Origin of the sequence: Paenibacillus sp. CECT 9249 (assembly GCF_918697855.1) — a bacterium.
In the GTDB taxonomy this organism is placed as follows: Bacteria; Bacillota; Bacilli; order Paenibacillales; family Paenibacillaceae; genus MSJ-34.
The window spans coordinates 31,967-49,200 of record NZ_CAKKLI010000013.1; the positions used below are offsets into that span (position 1 = coordinate 31,967).

Genomic DNA, 17,234 nt, shown 5'->3' on the forward strand with positions numbered 1-17,234 from the left:
TAAGATTTCCCTGTTTCATTTGACATCTGCGACGAGTTGTCGTACTATAGAACTGCGACAAATTGTCGGAGTAAAAAATCAGAGGTGCGCGCCAATGAAAAATTTAGGAAGACTGTCTGAAACAGAGATGGAAGTGATGGAGGTGATATGGGAATTAGGAATGCCCGTAACGGTTGCACAGCTTTTGGATCTTTTCGACAGCAAAGGGTGGAAGACTTCAACCGTATCGACCATACTGAAGCGGCTGATTGAAAAAGGGTTTTTGACCAAATCTATGAGCGGCAAGGTGAACTATTATGATCCTGCCTTGACGCTGCAAGAGTACAAGAAGTACGAAACAAAGACCTTTTTAAACCGCCTGTACAACGGGAAGGTTAAAAATTTTATCGCTTCTCTGGTTGATGACGAAGAACTCAGCCAAAAGGACATCACGGAGCTAAAAGAGTGGTTTGCACGCAGGGAAGGTGGAAAATGATCGGTCTCCTCTCGTCTCTCGTCATTGCGTCATTCGTCGGGACGATCATTTGGATCGTGCAAACCAGTGTAAAGCCAATTACGCAAAAACTGTTTTCGCAGACTTGGCATTATTACACCGGTTTTATTCCTGTGTTCTTTCTGCTTGGCGGTTCGGCGATCATTGGCCGGCTTGGTCCGCTTATTCGCTCTATTGTGCCCGATACCGGCACAAGCCCGCCGGCGAGGCAGACGACGGAACCATATCTATACGATATGCATGTCCTGGCAATCGAACAAACGGCAAGTCACCGTTCGTTTCCCAATGAACTGTTTGCCAGTCTGCCGCGGATGGAAAACCTTCAAGCAATCGTTTTAACCGCCATGCTGATTTGGGCAGCGGGAACCATTGTCTTTCTTGCTATGAATGTGAAAAAATATCGGGCTTTCAAGCGGTCCATTTTGCAAAAAAGCTTCGTATGCGAGACGGTTGACTGCCCTGTCAAGGTCATCGTCAGTCCCCATGCGACAACACCCATGGTCATGGGACTGTGGAAACCCATTGTTGTTTTGCCGGATACCCCATTGGGAGATAAAGAGCTGGCCATGATTATTTCCCACGAGCTCGTTCATGTAAAGCGCGGCGACCTGCTGATGAAACTGATCGTACTGGTTGCCAACGCGGTTCATTGGTTTAATCCGGCGGCCTATTTGCTCAACAAGCAGTTGCTTACGCTTTGCGAACTCTCCTGTGACGAAAAGGTCGTTCAGGACATGGATACGGAAAGCCGCAGGGTATACGGCGAAACGCTGTTAACCATGCTGGAGTATGGCGTTATGCAAAGAAATGTGGTTTTTACCAGCGGTCTTTGCAATGCCAAAAAATATATGAAAAGGAGACTTACGAACCTGATGCATGCGAAGAAACTAAATAAGTCGATTATGATACTCTCTCTTGCCGCAACAATCTCAATGGTTGGAATTGGCGGACTTGTTGCGTCCGCTGCCGAATCGGCCGTGCCGGACAGGGCAGTGCCGAACGAAGTCGTGCCGCCCCAAATTCCGACGGATAAAAAACCTCAAGGCCGCAATGTTTACGTTCAATTGGAGGACGGAACGGTCCTCTATTACGATAAGGATGGAAATGTAACCGAGGTACCCGAAATGAGAAAAAGTTTAACGCCGCCGGAATATACAACTGAGGAGATTGTAGAGATGATGAAACAATTGATTAACGATCATTCTTCTGCACCTTATAATTCTTCCATACCTATAGATCTTTTCATACCTCAACATTTTGTCGATCAACTCCCGCAAAAAGATTTGGATGAGATCAATGAGACTTATGGCTTGGAACTGAAAAGGATAGAAAGTTTTACTACCGAGGAGCTTGTAGCGATTACCAAAAAAGGTATTGAGAAAAATTCCGTACCTCAAGCCTATGTCGATGCACTCCCGCAAAAAGAATTGGATGCGATCAACAAGACTTATGGCTGGGATCTGCGAAAGTCAAATTAATAAATTAGAGGTACCGGGGAGATGATGATTTTGTTGCAAACAAAATGGAAACTTTCAACGATGTTCGGATTGGTTGTTGTCCTGTTGATCGGAAATACGGCGTATGCGGCGAATCCGGCTGACAATTTCTATTGGTCGGATGGTGTTCCCACGCTTTCCTGCTCAGACGGTGGGAATAATAAAGGGGGTGTGGTCATCGATGGAAAGAAAGTAGCAATAGACCTTCCCACTTGTGAGGAAGCGAAGAAAAACCAAGTCAAAGTCCTGGTAAATGGGCAATACCTGCATACCATATTCGGAAGCGGAGCGGAGCCGTATAGCGAGGACGGCCGGACGATGATTCCGTTAAAGGCCCTTGCGGACGCATTCGGGTTTGAAGTAAATTGGGAACAAAGCGAGCAAAAAATTACGTTGAAAAATGACAAGAAAAGTATCATTCTGCATGTTGGAAAATCGGAAATGCTGGTTGACGGGGAAAAGGTAATGCTTGAAAAGGCAGCGCCGACGGTGAAAAACAACGTGACCTTCCTTCCCGTCAGGCCTCTTGCCGAATTGCTGGGCGTAAAGGTTGACTGGGATGCAGCTACACGGACGGCGACGTTTGCCAACGAAACGGCGGAGCAGTCTTCGGAATCCTGATGCCAAAGATGCAATTGACCCCTGGCTCGAAAGGCCAGGGGTACGCCCTTTATGAAACAAGCTTTAGTCCTGTGACGCCAATGATGATCAGGATTAAGCTGGCAATGCGGGATGCGCTTTTGGACTCTCCGAAGAAGATCATATTGATCAACACGGCGCCCGCCGTTCCTATACCGATCCATACGGCATAAGCGATACTCAATTGCAAGTAGCCGAATGCCTGATACAGCAGACCGAATGACAGTGCAAATCCGCCCGCGAATAATGCGCCGTTGCGAATATTCTTATCCCGGCTAAACAGCTTCAAACCGACAACGCCGGCTACAAGCAGCCCGATGAAGAGCAATGTAACCATGTTCATCGTTCCGCCAAATAAAAACGAATCCATGACTACCGTTCCGATCGAACCTGCTCCCGCGAATACGGCATAGACCGTTCCGGTAGGCAGGCCTTCGCAGGCTTTGGACAAAAAATAAAAATCAACGATAATAACGCCTGCGAGCAGTATCCACTGCCATAGAGAATCCGCTGTGCTAAATCCGAAAACCCAAACCATCTCTAATACACATGTGATGATTACATACATCCAATACTTGTTCATCTCCCACACCCTCCAATATGAATGACGTTCAGTCATTTTTTTTGATCAAAAGACAACATACTTCACGGACGCAAAGCATGCTCTAACAACGTCAATAATTCTGCCTTCTGATTGGATTCATTTTGAAAATCGTACGCATCGTATAAAAAGACTTGCTCCGCAGCGGATTCAATCAACCTTTATTTTACAATTGAATTACAAAAATCAATAACAGATTTAATTCTTGTTTAGTACCATAAAGTCGCCAAGAAAGATATAAGAGGAGGTTTTATGGGATGAACAAGAAATTGCCGATTAATCTGGCAGCCGCATTGATCGGAGTCAGTCTCGTTTTTGCCCAAGCTGTCCCGATGGGCGCGTTTGACGAGGCCGCGCAAGTCAAGCAGGAGACGGAGGCTTCGCTTACGATTTTACCGATCGACCGTGCAACCATACTTGCCGGGCAGAAGTTCGATTTCAGAGTGGAACTGAACCATGGCAATGTCAAGCCTCAGAATATTCAAGTGACCGTTAACGGGAAAGATGCCGAGCAATATTTCGGCAAGAACGCGCAACTTACGAACGCCAATAAGGACAGCGCGGAATTCACGATCCGCGGCGTCAGTTTCCCCCAAGCCGGCAATGCGACCGTCCATGCAGCCGTCAAGGTTGGAAACAAGACCGTCTCCCAATCCGTCAATTATGAAATCTATGAAGCATACGGAAACGGCAAGAACGCGAAAAACATCATTCTGATGATCGGCGACGGCATGAGCGCCAATATTCGGACTGCGGCGCGCGTCGTTTCTAAAGGAATAGAGGAAGGCAAATTCAAAGGTTGGCTGGAAATGGAACAAATGGACCATATGGGAATGGTCACGACCTCCGGTATGGATTCCATTGTAACGGACTCCGCCAATTCGGCTTCCGCTTATGCGACCGGCCACAAGACGGCGGTCAATGCGGAAGGGGTCTATCCGGACAACACGGCCGATCCGCTCGACGACCCTAGAGTCGAAAATATAATCGAGCTTGTTAAACGAACCAAAGGCATGGCTACGGGCGTTGTAACGACGTCGGACGTAACCGACGCCACACCGGCCGCCATGGCGGCGCATACCCGCAAACGCAGCACTTCCGAAGCGATCGTCAATATGTATCATGAGATCCATTCGCGACCGGATGTCATTATGGGCGGGGGCTTGGAATGGTTCTTGCCCGAGAGCGAGGGCGGCAAACGGAAGGACAATAAAAATATGATCGACGCATTCAAATCGGAGGGCTACTCTTACGCTGCCAACGCAACCGAATTAAACCGGATAAACGGCGCCGATCAAATCCTCGGCCTGTTCAAAAAAGGGAATATGAATGTGTATTTCGATCGGGAGTATACGCAGCCCAATAATCCCGACATCGTAGGCAAGGATAACGATCAACCGACTTTGAGGGAGATGTCGGCCAAAGCGCTCGACGCGCTCGACAACAACAAAAACGGCTTCTTTTTAATGATCGAAGGCGCGTCCATCGACAAAATGGCGCATCCCATGGACTTTGAACGACTGATTTGGGATACGATCGAATTCGACAAAACGGTCGGACTGGCAAAAGAATACGCGAAACGGCATAAAGACACTTTGGTTATTGTCACTGCCGATCACGGCCATTCTATGACATTGAACGGGACGTACAACACGAAAGAAGCGGCCGGCAAAAGCGGGGAAGAATTGAGAGAGCTTGTCGGAACCTATGAAAAATCGAAATTCCCGACCTATGTCGATTCGGACGGGGACGGTTTCCCGGATAACCCGGATGCGGACTGGAAGCTTGCGGTCGGTTGGGGCAACCATCCGGATTATAACGAAGATTATTTGACCAATCCGCAGCCGATCAGCCCTACCGTTCAGGATCCCAATGTAAAGGATAAAACTTGGTATATCGCAAATCCCGATAAGGATCCGAACGGCATTCATTTTAACGGCAATATTCCGCATGATGAAAGCGTAGAAGTGCATACCTTCGACGACGTGCCGATCAATACGATGGGTCCCGGGTCGGAATTGTTTACGGGTTACATGGACAATACGCAAGTTTTCCGTTATATGGTGACAGCGCTCGGTCTGAAGACCGACTAATTCATATTGTTATCCAAGCCGTAAAGCCCGGCGAACAACATTTCTGTTCGACCGGGCTTTGTGCATCTTCCTAATCCTTTCCGCAATAACCGTCATACCGAACCGTTCGGCCAGGCGACGAAAACGACTAGTTCTTTTCCTTATACTTCAAATGTAAAATCGGGTAGGGGCGGCCTGTGGCATCCGTCAAATCCTCGCTGACAATTGCAAAGCCGCTTTTTAAGTAAAACCTTGTCGCATTCTCGTTCTGTTTATTTACATCAACGGTTGTTATCCCAAAATCATTGATTAATGATTGAATGATTTGTTGTCCGTACCCTTTTCCAATTTCATTCGGATCCAGAAACAACATCTCCAAGTGATTTTTATTGATTGCGCTAAATCCAATCAAAGCATCTTCGGCATACCAAAGACGTACATCAAGTTCGGGCAAATACAAGGGTATTTCTTTTTTGAACTCTTGTTTATCGTTGGGATCCAAAAAAAGATGGGTGGCAGTTACGGACGCTTCCCATAGATTTAGTATTGCATCAAAATCATTAGCGGTTGCTTTTCTATTTTTCATCATATCGTTCTACTCCTTTTCTTTTTTTATCACGCTCCTTTCCATGGCTTATTTGACGATGGTAATCGTATGTCTCCAATCCCTATATACATTCATGCTTACCGCCCATTTCTTATTAATTTCGATCGCCTTATTATAGCATTTTTTGCAAGCGACTTATAACATAATGTTGTGATTCGGGCGATATGGTTGAACCCTCATTCTAACAATAGTAAGATGATGTCATCATAAAGAGGAGCAGATGTGAAACAAAGGTTGCCGGAATTCGAATAAATGAACTCAGTTATTATTCAATATGGAGTGGTTGCCTATGCCAAAACCTTTTACAAAACCGGTCATCATAGACCCTTATTTTGACGCCCCGGCCTGGATGGACAATAATGTGGACCGTGAAGAGTTGATTATTCTAAGCGCGGATAGTACGGATGAGGATGTAGAATTATTTTTTAGAAGAAGTGGCAATGTCCGGCGGAGTCGCTTTTTTTGCAGATCAAGACACTAAAATAGTACCCAGCTGTTGTTGCGGACTAGAAGCTTGGACAGAGGTTTACCATGCGGTTAGAGAGAAATCCAGTCCTTGGCTGGGGCATGATCCTTCTCCGGGGATCGCTTATCAAGGCGATGTTGCCATGGTTTGTTCGGATGATCCCGAATTTAATCATGATAATCAAACGAGAGGGGTACCGTTTTATATAGAGTATCGGTATGAGGATTTGCTGCAATCCCTGGATCAAACAAAAGAAGACCTCGTTCATTTCATTGAAGGGCCTTTGTATCAATGGGTTTCCCGTAGAAATGCAGAAATCGGAAATCGATTGAAACAACATATGGAGCGGTGGTTTACAAGAGCCTGAGAATCCGTCTGTTTGGTACCAGTGTGCATGGGTTCATGATGCTATGGGGCAAGAAAAGGAAGCAGTTCCTTTTTATAAGAAATCATTAGAATTAGGTCTAACAGGGGAAGAAAGACGCGGCGCGTTATTGGGACTGGGGAGCACTTATCGCACACTAGGCATGTACGAACAATCCAAAGCAATTTTTGAAGGAGCGATCCAGGAGTATCCCGATCAAAGAGAATACTTCGTTTTTTTAGCTATGGTTAAGTATAATCTTAAAGAATATAGTGATGCCATGGAAATTTTATTACGGCAACTAGCTGAAACAAGTGATCATAAAGGCATTCAAGCTTATAAGAAGGCTATTCTCTTTTATTCGGACAAATTGGATCAATTATGGGACTAGGATTCGATAGTTGCGCATCAAGAATCTCGTTTTGTATGATTTTTCGTCTACATTTTGTCATGCCTATGCTGATTCGTCATCCCAACTGGTTTGGCGCTAAACGAAACTGACAATCTTTATTTGGGCTCAAAATGAAGGCGTTCCCAATCCAACGAAAGTACGCATCGTTATTCATTGGAAATCGGCCGTTTTACCGCCTTTTTCCCCTCAATAGCGTGTTTTAGTTTCGTTATACGAGCAACAAGGTGATTTACAGGCGATTAGCGTGTATGTGTTTCGTTAGCCCCCGCCCGACGGGTCGTCAGCCGCACCGGTATAATGAAATCGACTCCAGTTGTAGTTTTTGAATGTAAGGTCCTTCATTGCCGGGCTTTTCTTTCCCGCAGAGGCGGATATGCGGAATCTTCCGAGACATAAGGATTACGACTCGAACTTTAAAGGAGACCTCTTATGAAAATACGTTATGCTACGGAATTAGCGACAGAAGATTGCATCTACGAGCTATATGAAAATCTCGGTTGGAATCAATACTTGAAACTTAGTAAAGATCAACTGCTGACCGCCATGAAACAAAGCTGGCACGTCATCTATGCTTATCATGAAAATCGCTTGATCGGTACCGGAAGAACTGTTTCCGACGGGGTGATCAATGCGTATTTATGCGGTCTAGGGGTTCATTCCGATTACAGAGGTCGAGGGATTGGCGCCGAAATGACCCGATTGCTCATAGAGCAATGCCAAAAAGCTCATTTGCATCTACAGCTTCTATGTGAAGAAGAGTTGGTGCCGTACTATGAAAAGATGAACTTTCACGTGTTTGCGGTTGGGATGAAAAGATCTTAAAAACAATGCCGCTCATCCCTTAAGGTTGGCTCAGGGAACATTGCACGAATCCGCATTGGAGCCATTGTTGAAGGATATTACCGTCACGGAGCTTCATATTGCGGATGCGATCGGCCGCCTGGAGCCGGTCAACGGCATAACGGTATCCAAACAATCGGGCATTCCCAAAGGCACCGTAATTACGCGAAGGCTGGTTTTTTGCCAGCTATTGACATGACCATTCATTTCGTATACAGTTGTATACGAAATCATATTGTATACATTTGTATACGAAAGGGGTTGTGAAATGAGAGGCGGATATTACGAACGCGGCGAAGGCAGGCATCGCACCGAAAGCGGAGAAAGCCAGGAGCATCGCGGAGACCGCCATGGACGACACGGATCCCGTCACGGGATGCATGGCGCCCAAACGTTCCGAAGAGGGCGGATTCTTGCTTTTCTCGAGCAATTGCAGGCAAGGCGGACAACGTTGGCCAGACAGCTTGGCGAGCCTGAATTCGAAGCGATTAAACAAGTTATATCCGGAGAGCTTAAAGCGCTCGATCATGTGATCGAAGAATATATCCGCTTATTCGATCTGCAAGAGGTTGATTCCTCAAGCGGAACAATACATGAAACAGGGAGGAAATGATACAATGCTTATTCAAACGAGAACGATTGTCGTCAAGCAAGGAAACGCCGATAAGGTCGTCGAACGCTTCAGCCAAGAAGGGCTGCTCGACGAACGGGAAGGGTTGATCGATATTACCGTCATGGTGAACAAACGCACCAAGGAAGAGGAAGAAGTCGTCGTCCTCATTCGCTGGGAGTCGGAGGAAGCTTGGAAAAATTGGGAGAAGAGTCCCGAGCATATTCAAGGCCATCGGGACAACAAAGGCAAGACGCCGCCGGAGTACGTGCTCAGCACGAAGGTGAACATGTATGAGGTGAAAAAGATCAGGATCGGCAAGTCCGGTCGATAATTTCTTGAACCCCGGGTTTTCGATCCGATCGAGAGCGCACCGTTGACGCCAGAGAGGAGAAATAGCAAGAATGTTGCGATTGTTGCGACGATTTTTTTCATATTACCGGCCTTATAAAGGCTTATTTATGCTTGATTTCTGCTGCGCGGTGATCGCGGGTCTCATGGAACTCGCGTTCCCGCTTGCGGTGAGCAAATTTATCGACGATCTGCTGCCGGGCGGCAACTGGCGGATGATCGTACTGGCTTGCGTAGGGCTGTTATGCGTCTACGCGCTGAATACCGTGTTGAACTATATCGTCACTTATTGGGGGCATATGCTGGGCATCAATATCGAGACGGATATGCGGCGGAACATGTTCGAGCACATCCAGAAACTGTCGTTCCGGTTTTTCGACAACCACAAGACAGGGCATTTGGTCGGCAGGGTAACGAACGATCTGAACGAGATTGGAGAGCTTGCCCACCACGGGCCGGAAGACGTGTTCATCGCCGTCATGACGCTCGCGGGTTCTTTCACACTGATGGCTTACATTAATCTGGAGCTTGCCTTGCTGACCTTTATCATCATCCCGATTATGGCTTGGGTGATTATCGTGTTCGGGGGCAAAATGACCGGCACTTACCGGCGCTTGTTCGCCAATGTCGGCAATTTTAACGCCCGGATCGAGGAAAACGTCGGCGGCATCCGCGTCGTGCAATCGTTCGCCAACGAAGAGCATGAGAAGAAGTTGTTTGCGGCGGACAACCGGAATTTCCGCGAGACGAAGCTGAAGGCTTACAAGACGATGGCGAGGAGCATTTCGATCAGCTATATGCTGATGCGATTGATCACCATTTTCGTCATGGTGTGCGGAGCGTGGTTTTTCATTAAAGGGAAGATCGAGCTTGGGGAATTCATGGCTTTCATCCTGTTGTCGAATATCTTTTTCCGCCCGATTGAGAAGATCAATGCCGTCATCGAGAGTTATCCGAAAGGGATTGCAGGATTCAAGAGATATGTCGAGATCATCGACACCGAACCGGATATCGCCGATCGGCAAGACGCGGTAGCGGTCGAATCGCTGCGGGGCGACATTCGCTTCGAGAATGTGACGTTCGGCTACGAGCCGGACCGGAATATTCTGGACGGCATCAACCTGTCGATTCGTCCGGGCGAAACGGTTGCGTTCGTAGGCCCTTCCGGCGCCGGGAAAACGACGATCTGCAGCCTGCTTCCGAGGTTCTACGACGTAAGCGGAGGCCGGATCACGATCGACGGCTTGGATATCCGGGACATGACGCTGCAATCTTTGCGCAAACATATCGGCATCGTTCAACAAGACGTCTTCCTCTTCTCGGGAACGATCCGGGAAAATATTGCGTACGGGGATCTGAAGGCTACGGAGGAGCAAATCTGGGAGGCGGCCAGACGCGCGTCGCTTACGGACGTGATTCGCCAATTGCCGGATGGGATGGATACGGTCATCGGGGAACGGGGCGTCAAGCTGTCCGGAGGACAGAAGCAACGGCTGGCGATCGCCCGAATGTTCTTGAAGAATCCGCCGATCCTCATTCTGGACGAAGCGACATCGGCGCTCGACACCGAGACCGAAGCGGCGATCCAGCAATCGCTGTCCGAGCTGTCCGTCGGACGGACGACGCTCGTCATCGCGCATCGGCTGGCGACGATCAAGAACGCGGACCGAATCATCGTCGTCGACGAGAGCGGCATCGCGGAACAGGGACGACATGCCGAACTTGTCGCTGCCGGCGGCATCTACAGCAGGCTGCATCAGGCGCAATATGCGCATGTGTGAACGTAAGCTCCCGATTTGGGAGCTTTTTTCATGGAACCATGCCTCGATTGACGCTTTATCCCGAACCGCGCAGCGATAGACCCGGTCTTCCCTATCATGTTAGTGTTTCCATAAAGTACACGGTTTGAAGCTGGGGGCCGACGACTATACGCTTGATCCGCCAAGTATTGCCGTCAATGTAATGGACGAAGCTGCGGCCGTTTATGCATCGTGGAACGGCTCGACGGAAACGGCCGCTTGGCAGGTGCTGGCCGGCCCAACTCCGGAAACATTGTCGCTGGAGGTCAAAAGCGTCCCTCGCATCGGATTTGAGACAGAAATCGATGTGAAGTCGCACGGGCCGTTTTTCCAGGTAAATGCGTTGGATTCATCCGGCCGGATCATCGGTACGTCGCGGGTTGTTTACGCGGAGGAAGATGACGAAGAATAGGGGTTCCGAAACGACCGTTTATCCGTTCGGGGTACGGTCGTTTTGATCGTTGCCCGATACTAAGTTATGGATTTATTTGCCGATCTATCTTATGAAAATGCTAGTTTGTGAGAATTTGAAAAAATTGTTTTTCTTGCTGTTAAATGAGTCCAGTTATACGCCAAAGAAGTGCAGACGATGATGCGCCGGAACATTCCCAGCTTATGCTAAGCTTTATTGTAAGCGATTTCAAACGGGGGCGGGCGCCGATATTTTACACAAAACTGCGTGAATCTTTACGATCCATGTATAGAACGCCCTTACGCCAGATCGTATAATTTCTAGGATCCATATCATGCTTGTTGGGAGGGGAAAAGAAAGTGAAAGGAAGGATCGCGCTGACAAGCCGTGTGCTTGCCATCGTCATGTTGCTAGTTTCGCTATTTTCAACGGGGTATGTTCCGGTGAAGGGGGCGGATGCGGACTCCGCGGCGACGAACGTTTTTGCCGCAGACGGGGTAACGGCTACCGCAAGCGGGTACATATCGGACGAATTTGCCCCGTCCAAGGCGACGGACGGAAACAGGGCCAGCGGGAAGTGGAGCTATGAGGGAGAGACGAATTTGCCCGATGAAGGCCAACCCTATTGGTTGAAAATTGACGTGGGCGCCGAAGCGTCCGTGCATCAATTTGTACTGGCTCATGCCGGAGCCGGGGGAGAGCCTGAGAGCAGCAATACCCGGGATTTCTCGATTGAAATCAGTCATGACGACGTCCGCTGGACGCCTGTTGTCGCCGTAACGGATAACACGTACGGGACGACAACGCATATCTTGGATCATCCGGTAAAGGCCAGATATTTCAAATTGAATATAACCGATCCGGGAGCCCCGGATGCATCGACGGGCCGTTATACCGCCAATATTTACGAATTTGAAGCCTATGGCTCTCTGAGCGACGATCCGGCCGAAGTTCCGGTTACGGGCGTTCGCCTCGACCAATCGGCATATATCGCGATCAACAGCGAATGGGCCTATCTCGACGACGGCTCCGACCAGGGAACGGCCTGGCGGGCGCCCGATTATGACGACAGCGGCTGGAAGAAAGCCGCCGCTCCGCTCGGATATGCAGGCAGCGGCAAAGGCAAAGATTTGAACACATGGATCTCCTATGGCCCGGATGCGGGCAAGAAGCATATGACGACTTATTTCCGCCAGGAGTTCCAGGTCGTTGACGCCGCAGCCGTCAAGCAGTTGGAAGCGTCCCTAATTCGGGACGACGGCGCGGTCATCTATTTGAACGGTCAAGAAATATATCGCTCGAATATGCCGACAGGTCCGATTGCGTATACGACGCCGGCCTCCGGCGCTGTCGGCGACGAGAGGGACGAGTACCGGTTCGCCATCGATCCCGCCTTGCTCGCGGAAGGCCGCAATGTCATTGCCGCCGAAGTGCATCAGGACCGGGGAGCGAGTTCCGACCTGTTCTTTGCGCTTGAATTGACAGGCTCGAAGACGCTGCCTCCTGCGATCGGCAAGGATCAAGGCTTGCTTGGCGAGTATTATACCGGAACGAGCGGCTTTGATTTTGACAAACATAAAGCGACGGTCATTGATTCGAAGATCGATTTTCCGAATTTGGACCCGGTGCTGCAATCGTTGACCGGCAGTCCGGATCATGCGAACGTCCGCTGGACCGGGCAAATAATGGCGCCGCAAACGGATGACTACACATTCTATATGATCGGCGACAACGGATTTCGTCTGTGGATCGACGACAAGCTGATCATTGATCATTGGGTGAATGATTGGGACAAGGAGCAGAGTAGCGATCCCGTCGCTTTGCAAGGGGGCGTGAAATACAACTTCAAAGTGGAGTATTTCGAAGATTACGGCGGATCCAATCTATATTTGCGCTGGTCTTCGCCAGCGATGCCTAAAGACATCGTTCCGGAATCCGCATTCTATCTTCCGGCCGATTATACCGGCCCGGTCTCGGGCAGCGTATCGGCGGACGGATTCAACGTTTCGCTTGCCTTCATTTCGGAACTGAATTCGCCGCCTGCCGCATTGAACGATCATATCACAGTGACAGCGGATGATCAGGAGTTGCGAGTTGCGGACGTGCGGCAAGGCGGCGATCCGTCCGACCTGACATTGAAATTGGCGGAAGCGATTAAGCCTGCTGAATTCATCAACCTTTCGTACGACGGACAAGGCGGTTTGCAATTGGCCGACGGCAAGAATGTAGGCGAATTTGCGTTTCATGTCGACAATCGGTCCGAAGCCGTGGATTATTCGCCATTTAACATCGCGATGTCCCTGCATGGGGATGCGGGTACGAGACGAAGCTTCGCCTGGTATACGGAATATCCGAATCCGGCTTCGGCTCCTGCGGGCATCTTGGACAGTGTTGTGGAGGTTGTACCGGCAGGCGAAGACTTTGATTCGCCGGCGGTGAAGTCCTTCCGGGGAACGAGCGAGGTTATCAACGTCAAAATCAGCCGCACCCAAAACGGCACGTATATTTCGCATAAAGCGCTGGCTGAGGGGCTGGAACAGGGAACCGCCTACCGGTACCGGGTCGGCAGCGGCGGATATTGGAGCAAGACGGGACAGTTTACGACCGAATCCGGCCAAGAGAACGAGTTCTCGTTCCTGTACATGACCGATTCGCAAGGATCCAATACGAACGAGTACAAAGCGTGGGCCAACACGCTGGGCGAAGGGCTGAAGCATTATCCGGATTCGAAATTTCTGGTCATGCCCGGCGATCTGGTGGATGCCGGCGCCCTCGAGGAGCAATGGGCCGATTATTTCGGGCAGCCGCAGGATCTGCTGATGAATTTGCCGCTGCTGGCCACGATCGGCAACCATGAAGGGCCGAACAACAACAACTTCTATTATCATTTCAATTTGCCGGACGAGTCGCATACGAATCCTAATCCGAAGGGAACGGTCTATTCCTTCGATTACGGGCCTGTGCATTTCATGGTATTGAACACGGGGGACATCCCCTGGGATAACGCCCAGCGGGAATCGTTCGACAAGCAAATCGATTGGTTGAAAAAAGAAGTGGCCCAAACGGATAAAAAATGGAAGGTGGTCGCCTTCCATAAAGCGATCTATTCCGTGGGCAACCACGCCGTGGACAGCGACATTCTCGAATTGAGGGAGAAGCTGTATCCCGTGCTGGACGAACTCGGTATCGATTTGGTTCTGCAGGGGCATGATCATACGTTTATGAGATCGTATCAGATGTATGGCGACAAGCCGGTTCAGGACGTCGTTATAGACGGCAACGGACGCGCGGTCAATCCGGACGGAACGCTTTATTTGATCAATAACGCGGCGGGACGCAAATTTTACGGCATTAAAGATGGCGTCGACAGATATTATGCGGCCAAGTATAGCCAGCCTGGGAAAGCGGTGTTCACGGGCATTCAGGTGACCGAGGAATCGTTGACGCTGCAATCTTATATTGTCGGCGAAGAGACGCCTTTCGACACCTACACTATCTTCAGAGACGACGATCGGCCGCAAGCTGTCGAAGGATTGTCAGCCGGCAAGTCTGGCGACGGGAAAACAGCGATCTCCTGGAAGAAGCCCAAGGATGATGATGCGGAGGATGCGGTTCGTGGCTTCAGAATTTACGAAGTCGACGGGAAACTCGGCCCGAACTGGAGCGCGTACATTCCGGCGGAAGCGGGCCAGGAATACTATCAGTATATGGTAGACGGCACGGATCCCGGCCAGACCTATGAATTCGCCGTCAAAGCGGTGGACAAGCGGGACAATTCGGCCGCAGCGACGATAACGACGGCAGGCAACATGACGGCGGCGCCGACAGCTCCGGTCGTGGACGATGGGTATAATACGTTCGGCTGGACGAATGTGCCGGGCTACGACGATCTGTCCGATTACGAATATAGCGTCGATAGCGGAACGAACTGGCTGCCCGTGGAGGCGAATCCGCAGCCGGTCGGGGACGGCGATTATGCCGCCGGCGCGGTAAGGGTGCGCGTGAAGGCGGACGAAGCCTTGGGCAGGGAAGCCGGCATGCCGCTCCTGTCGGATCGGCCGTTTACCGCGAACAACATTCATGACACCTATAAACTTACAGCCGAACTGACAGGAGACGACCAACTGAAAGTTCATGTCGCCATCGAGCAATTGGCCGACTTCGAAGGCGACTCTTATGTCGTGTTCGAACTGATGGACGGAAATACGCCGCTGTTGATTAATGCCATTCCGGTTCGGAAGGATAAGCTGGAGATCACGCAATATTTTAATGTGAGCGGAACAAAGTATAGCCTGAAAATATTCGTATTCGACGAATTCAACAGCGAGCGCGACGTTCCGGTTCATCTGGCGAGACCGATTGTGCTCCGGCCGCGGACGGAAGGAGAGGAATGAATATGGTGAGAAAATATGCGGCAGCCATGCTGGCATTGCTCTTCGCGCTTTCGCTTTCGCAGGCTTCCGTCTTCGCGGCGGATGCCTTCACGCTGGAGCTGAGTGCGAAGGAAGTCAAGCGCGGCGAAGAAATCGCGATTTCCGGCACCGTTACGGCCGAGACGGGCGATGTGGCGCTCAAAGCGATCAGCCCCAATCAAACGGTATTATATATCGATGTCGTTCCATCGGTAGACGGCCGTTATTCCGCGACCGTTACGATTCCGACCGACGAGGATCTTGCTCCTGCCGGCGTATATACGGTCACGGCCGGTACCGGCAGTCTAGCGGCATCCAAGACGTTTACGATTCCGGGCTCCACGGGCAATCCGCCTGGCGGCGGGGACGGCGAGAACCCGGGCCATGGCGGCAATTCCGGCGGAACCGGCGGAACCGGCAGCTCGAATAGCGGCAATGTGACAGTCCCGCCGAAGGAGACCGGCATACCGTCCGGCGCCGGCCAAGCGGCAGGCTCCGTCGTACGGCCGGAGCTGACTGCGGACGGGCGGTATATCGCCGGCAGTGAAACGTTGGCGGAAGCGATGCGACAGGCTGCGGATGCGGTCACGATCGAACTGCCGGCGACAGCCGGCGATACCGGCGCTGCTCTGGAGTTCCCCGCAGCTTCGCTGAACGAACTGCGGGATCGCAATTTGGATTTGATCGTTACGTCGGGGAATCGTACGGTTCGTTTCCCTGTCGGCTCCATTACGGCGCCGAACGATCGGCAAGCGTTGATCCGTATCGTGCTGAAAGCAGCCTGGACGGAAGAAGCGCGGAAGCTGGTTCAGCAATCGATAGGTTCCCGCTCTGATTATACTTCGACCGGCGTCGTTCTCTCGGTCGTGATTCAGATCGTCTCGGGCGATCAGATCACGGAGATTCATACGCTGGACAAGCCGGCCGTTGTAAGCATGAAATTGACGGAAGAACAGGAGCAACGGATTTCCGCCGATCTTGCCGGCGTTTATTACGCGGACGGTAAAGCGATTGAATATGTTCCGGGTCAATTGCGCCAAGGCATCTTCACATTCACGGCGGATCATTTCTCGTATTATGCGATTCTTGAATATAGCAAAACCTTTGCCGATTTGACAGGCCACTGGGCGGAGTCCGCGGTGAAAGCGCTGGCTGCCAAACATTTGGTGAACGGCGTGGACGAGCGGCATTACGAACCGAACCGCGGCATTACCCGGGCGGAATTCGTCACCCTTGTCATGCGGTCGATTGATTACGCAGGCAACGCGCCCGCGGCCTCTTCCGCCGCGGCGAATCCGTTCCAAGACGTAGCCGCGGGCCGGTATTATTCCGAGCAGGTGGTGAAAGCCGCAGCGCTCGATATTGTGTCGGGCTATAACGGGGCATTCAGGCCGGACGACCCGATTACGCGCGAAGAAGCGGTCGTTGCGCTTGTTCGGGCGGCCCAATATTTCAGCCTGCCGGAGTCGGGTCGCGATGAACCCGCTTTCGCCGATGCGAAGGAAATCTCTTCGTGGGCTGCGGCGGCTGTGAATGAAGCATGGACGCTCGGACTGATTCAAGGAGACGGCGCCCGTTTCCATCCGAAACATGCGGTGACCCGGGCCGAGGTGGCCATTATGATCCACCGGCTCGTCACGGACCGTTCATTATAAGATGA

Annotated in this window: 16 protein-coding genes and 1 pseudogene; 14 read left to right on the plus strand and 3 right to left on the minus strand. The window is 50.7% G+C overall.

The genetic code is table 11. From position 1 onward, the window contains the following. The first annotated feature begins 94 nt into the window (after positions 1-94). The 3 genes from LQ229_RS11990 to LQ229_RS12000 are packed head-to-tail and all read left to right on the plus strand — an operon-like array spanning position 95 to position 2,610. A complete protein-coding gene (locus LQ229_RS11990) occupies positions 95-475 on the plus strand; it encodes a BlaI/MecI/CopY family transcriptional regulator (protein WP_230191836.1) in 381 nt (126 codons plus the stop codon). Next, on the plus strand, positions 472-1,971 hold the full coding sequence (locus LQ229_RS11995; protein WP_230191837.1) for a M56 family metallopeptidase: 1,500 nt from the start codon (positions 472-474) through the stop codon (positions 1,969-1,971). The genes LQ229_RS11990 and LQ229_RS11995 overlap by 4 nt, the downstream gene beginning before the upstream one ends. Before the next feature lie 21 nt (positions 1,972-1,992). Next, the gene (locus LQ229_RS12000) at positions 1,993-2,610 is read left to right on the plus strand and encodes a copper amine oxidase N-terminal domain-containing protein (protein WP_230191838.1); all 618 of its coding nucleotides are present in this window, start codon (positions 1,993-1,995) and stop codon (positions 2,608-2,610) included. Positions 2,611-2,659: 49 nt separating this feature from the next. On the opposite strand, the gene LQ229_RS27105 is transcribed toward LQ229_RS12000, so the two are convergent. Then, on the minus strand, positions 2,660-3,211 hold the full coding sequence (locus LQ229_RS27105; protein WP_356710540.1) for an SMR family transporter: 552 nt from the start codon (positions 3,209-3,211) through the stop codon (positions 2,660-2,662). A gap of 62 nt (positions 3,212-3,273) precedes the next feature. Then, positions 3,274-3,387, minus strand: a pseudogene (locus LQ229_RS12015) (TetR/AcrR family transcriptional regulator); the annotation flags it as partial. 99 nt (positions 3,388-3,486) lie between these two features. On the opposite strand from LQ229_RS12015, the gene LQ229_RS12020 reads away from it, so the two are divergent. Continuing rightward, positions 3,487-5,322: an alkaline phosphatase gene (locus LQ229_RS12020; protein ID WP_230191839.1), complete on the plus strand. Its 1,836-nt coding sequence runs from the start codon at positions 3,487-3,489 to the stop codon at positions 5,320-5,322. Positions 5,323-5,449: 127 nt separating this feature from the next. Here LQ229_RS12020 and LQ229_RS12025 read toward each other — a convergent pair whose 3' ends face one another. Then, positions 5,450-5,887 carry a GNAT family N-acetyltransferase gene (locus tag LQ229_RS12025; RefSeq protein WP_356710591.1) on the minus strand — a complete coding sequence of 146 codons (438 nt, stop codon included), beginning with the start codon at positions 5,885-5,887 and terminating at the stop codon, positions 5,450-5,452. A 461-nt stretch (positions 5,888-6,348) separates the two neighbouring features. Here LQ229_RS12025 and LQ229_RS12030 point away from each other — a divergent pair, with 461 nt between their 5' ends. The 10 genes from LQ229_RS12030 to LQ229_RS12075 all read left to right on the plus strand — a co-directional run bounded on the left by LQ229_RS12030 (position 6,349) and on the right by LQ229_RS12075 (position 17,229). Beyond that, positions 6,349-6,741, plus strand: coding sequence for a hypothetical protein (locus LQ229_RS12030; protein WP_230191841.1), 393 nt, complete (start codon positions 6,349-6,351; stop codon positions 6,739-6,741). After that, positions 6,713-7,129 (plus strand): tetratricopeptide repeat protein, encoded by a 417-nt coding sequence (locus tag LQ229_RS12035; RefSeq protein ID WP_290370029.1) that lies wholly within the window; start codon positions 6,713-6,715, stop codon positions 7,127-7,129. The genes LQ229_RS12030 and LQ229_RS12035 overlap by 29 nt, the downstream gene beginning before the upstream one ends. A 450-nt stretch (positions 7,130-7,579) precedes the next feature. Further along, positions 7,580-7,972: a GNAT family N-acetyltransferase gene (locus LQ229_RS12040; RefSeq protein WP_230191843.1), complete on the plus strand. Its 393-nt coding sequence runs from the start codon at positions 7,580-7,582 to the stop codon at positions 7,970-7,972. Between the two features lie 25 nt (positions 7,973-7,997). Next, the gene (locus tag LQ229_RS12045; RefSeq protein WP_230191844.1) at positions 7,998-8,189 is read left to right on the plus strand and encodes a hypothetical protein; all 192 of its coding nucleotides are present in this window, start codon (positions 7,998-8,000) and stop codon (positions 8,187-8,189) included. 69 nt (positions 8,190-8,258) lie between these two features. Further along, positions 8,259-8,603 (plus strand): hypothetical protein, encoded by a 345-nt coding sequence (locus LQ229_RS12050; RefSeq protein WP_230191845.1) that lies wholly within the window; start codon positions 8,259-8,261, stop codon positions 8,601-8,603. 4 nt (positions 8,604-8,607) lie between these two features. Continuing rightward, a complete protein-coding gene (locus LQ229_RS12055; RefSeq protein ID WP_230191846.1) occupies positions 8,608-8,934 on the plus strand; it encodes an antibiotic biosynthesis monooxygenase in 327 nt (108 codons plus the stop codon). A gap of 79 nt (positions 8,935-9,013) precedes the next feature. Further along, a complete protein-coding gene (locus LQ229_RS12060; RefSeq protein ID WP_230191903.1) occupies positions 9,014-10,732 on the plus strand; it encodes an ABC transporter ATP-binding protein in 1,719 nt (572 codons plus the stop codon). Between the two features lie 124 nt (positions 10,733-10,856). After that, positions 10,857-11,162: a hypothetical protein gene (locus LQ229_RS12065; RefSeq protein WP_230191847.1), complete on the plus strand. Its 306-nt coding sequence runs from the start codon at positions 10,857-10,859 to the stop codon at positions 11,160-11,162. Between the two features lie 359 nt (positions 11,163-11,521). After that, entirely contained in the window at positions 11,522-15,556 is a 4,035-nt protein-coding gene (locus LQ229_RS12070) for a PA14 domain-containing protein (RefSeq protein ID WP_230191848.1), read from the plus strand. Between the two features lie 2 nt (positions 15,557-15,558). Further along, positions 15,559-17,229 (plus strand): S-layer homology domain-containing protein, encoded by a 1,671-nt coding sequence (locus LQ229_RS12075; RefSeq protein ID WP_230191849.1) that lies wholly within the window; start codon positions 15,559-15,561, stop codon positions 17,227-17,229. The last annotated feature ends 5 nt before the right edge of the window (positions 17,230-17,234 follow it).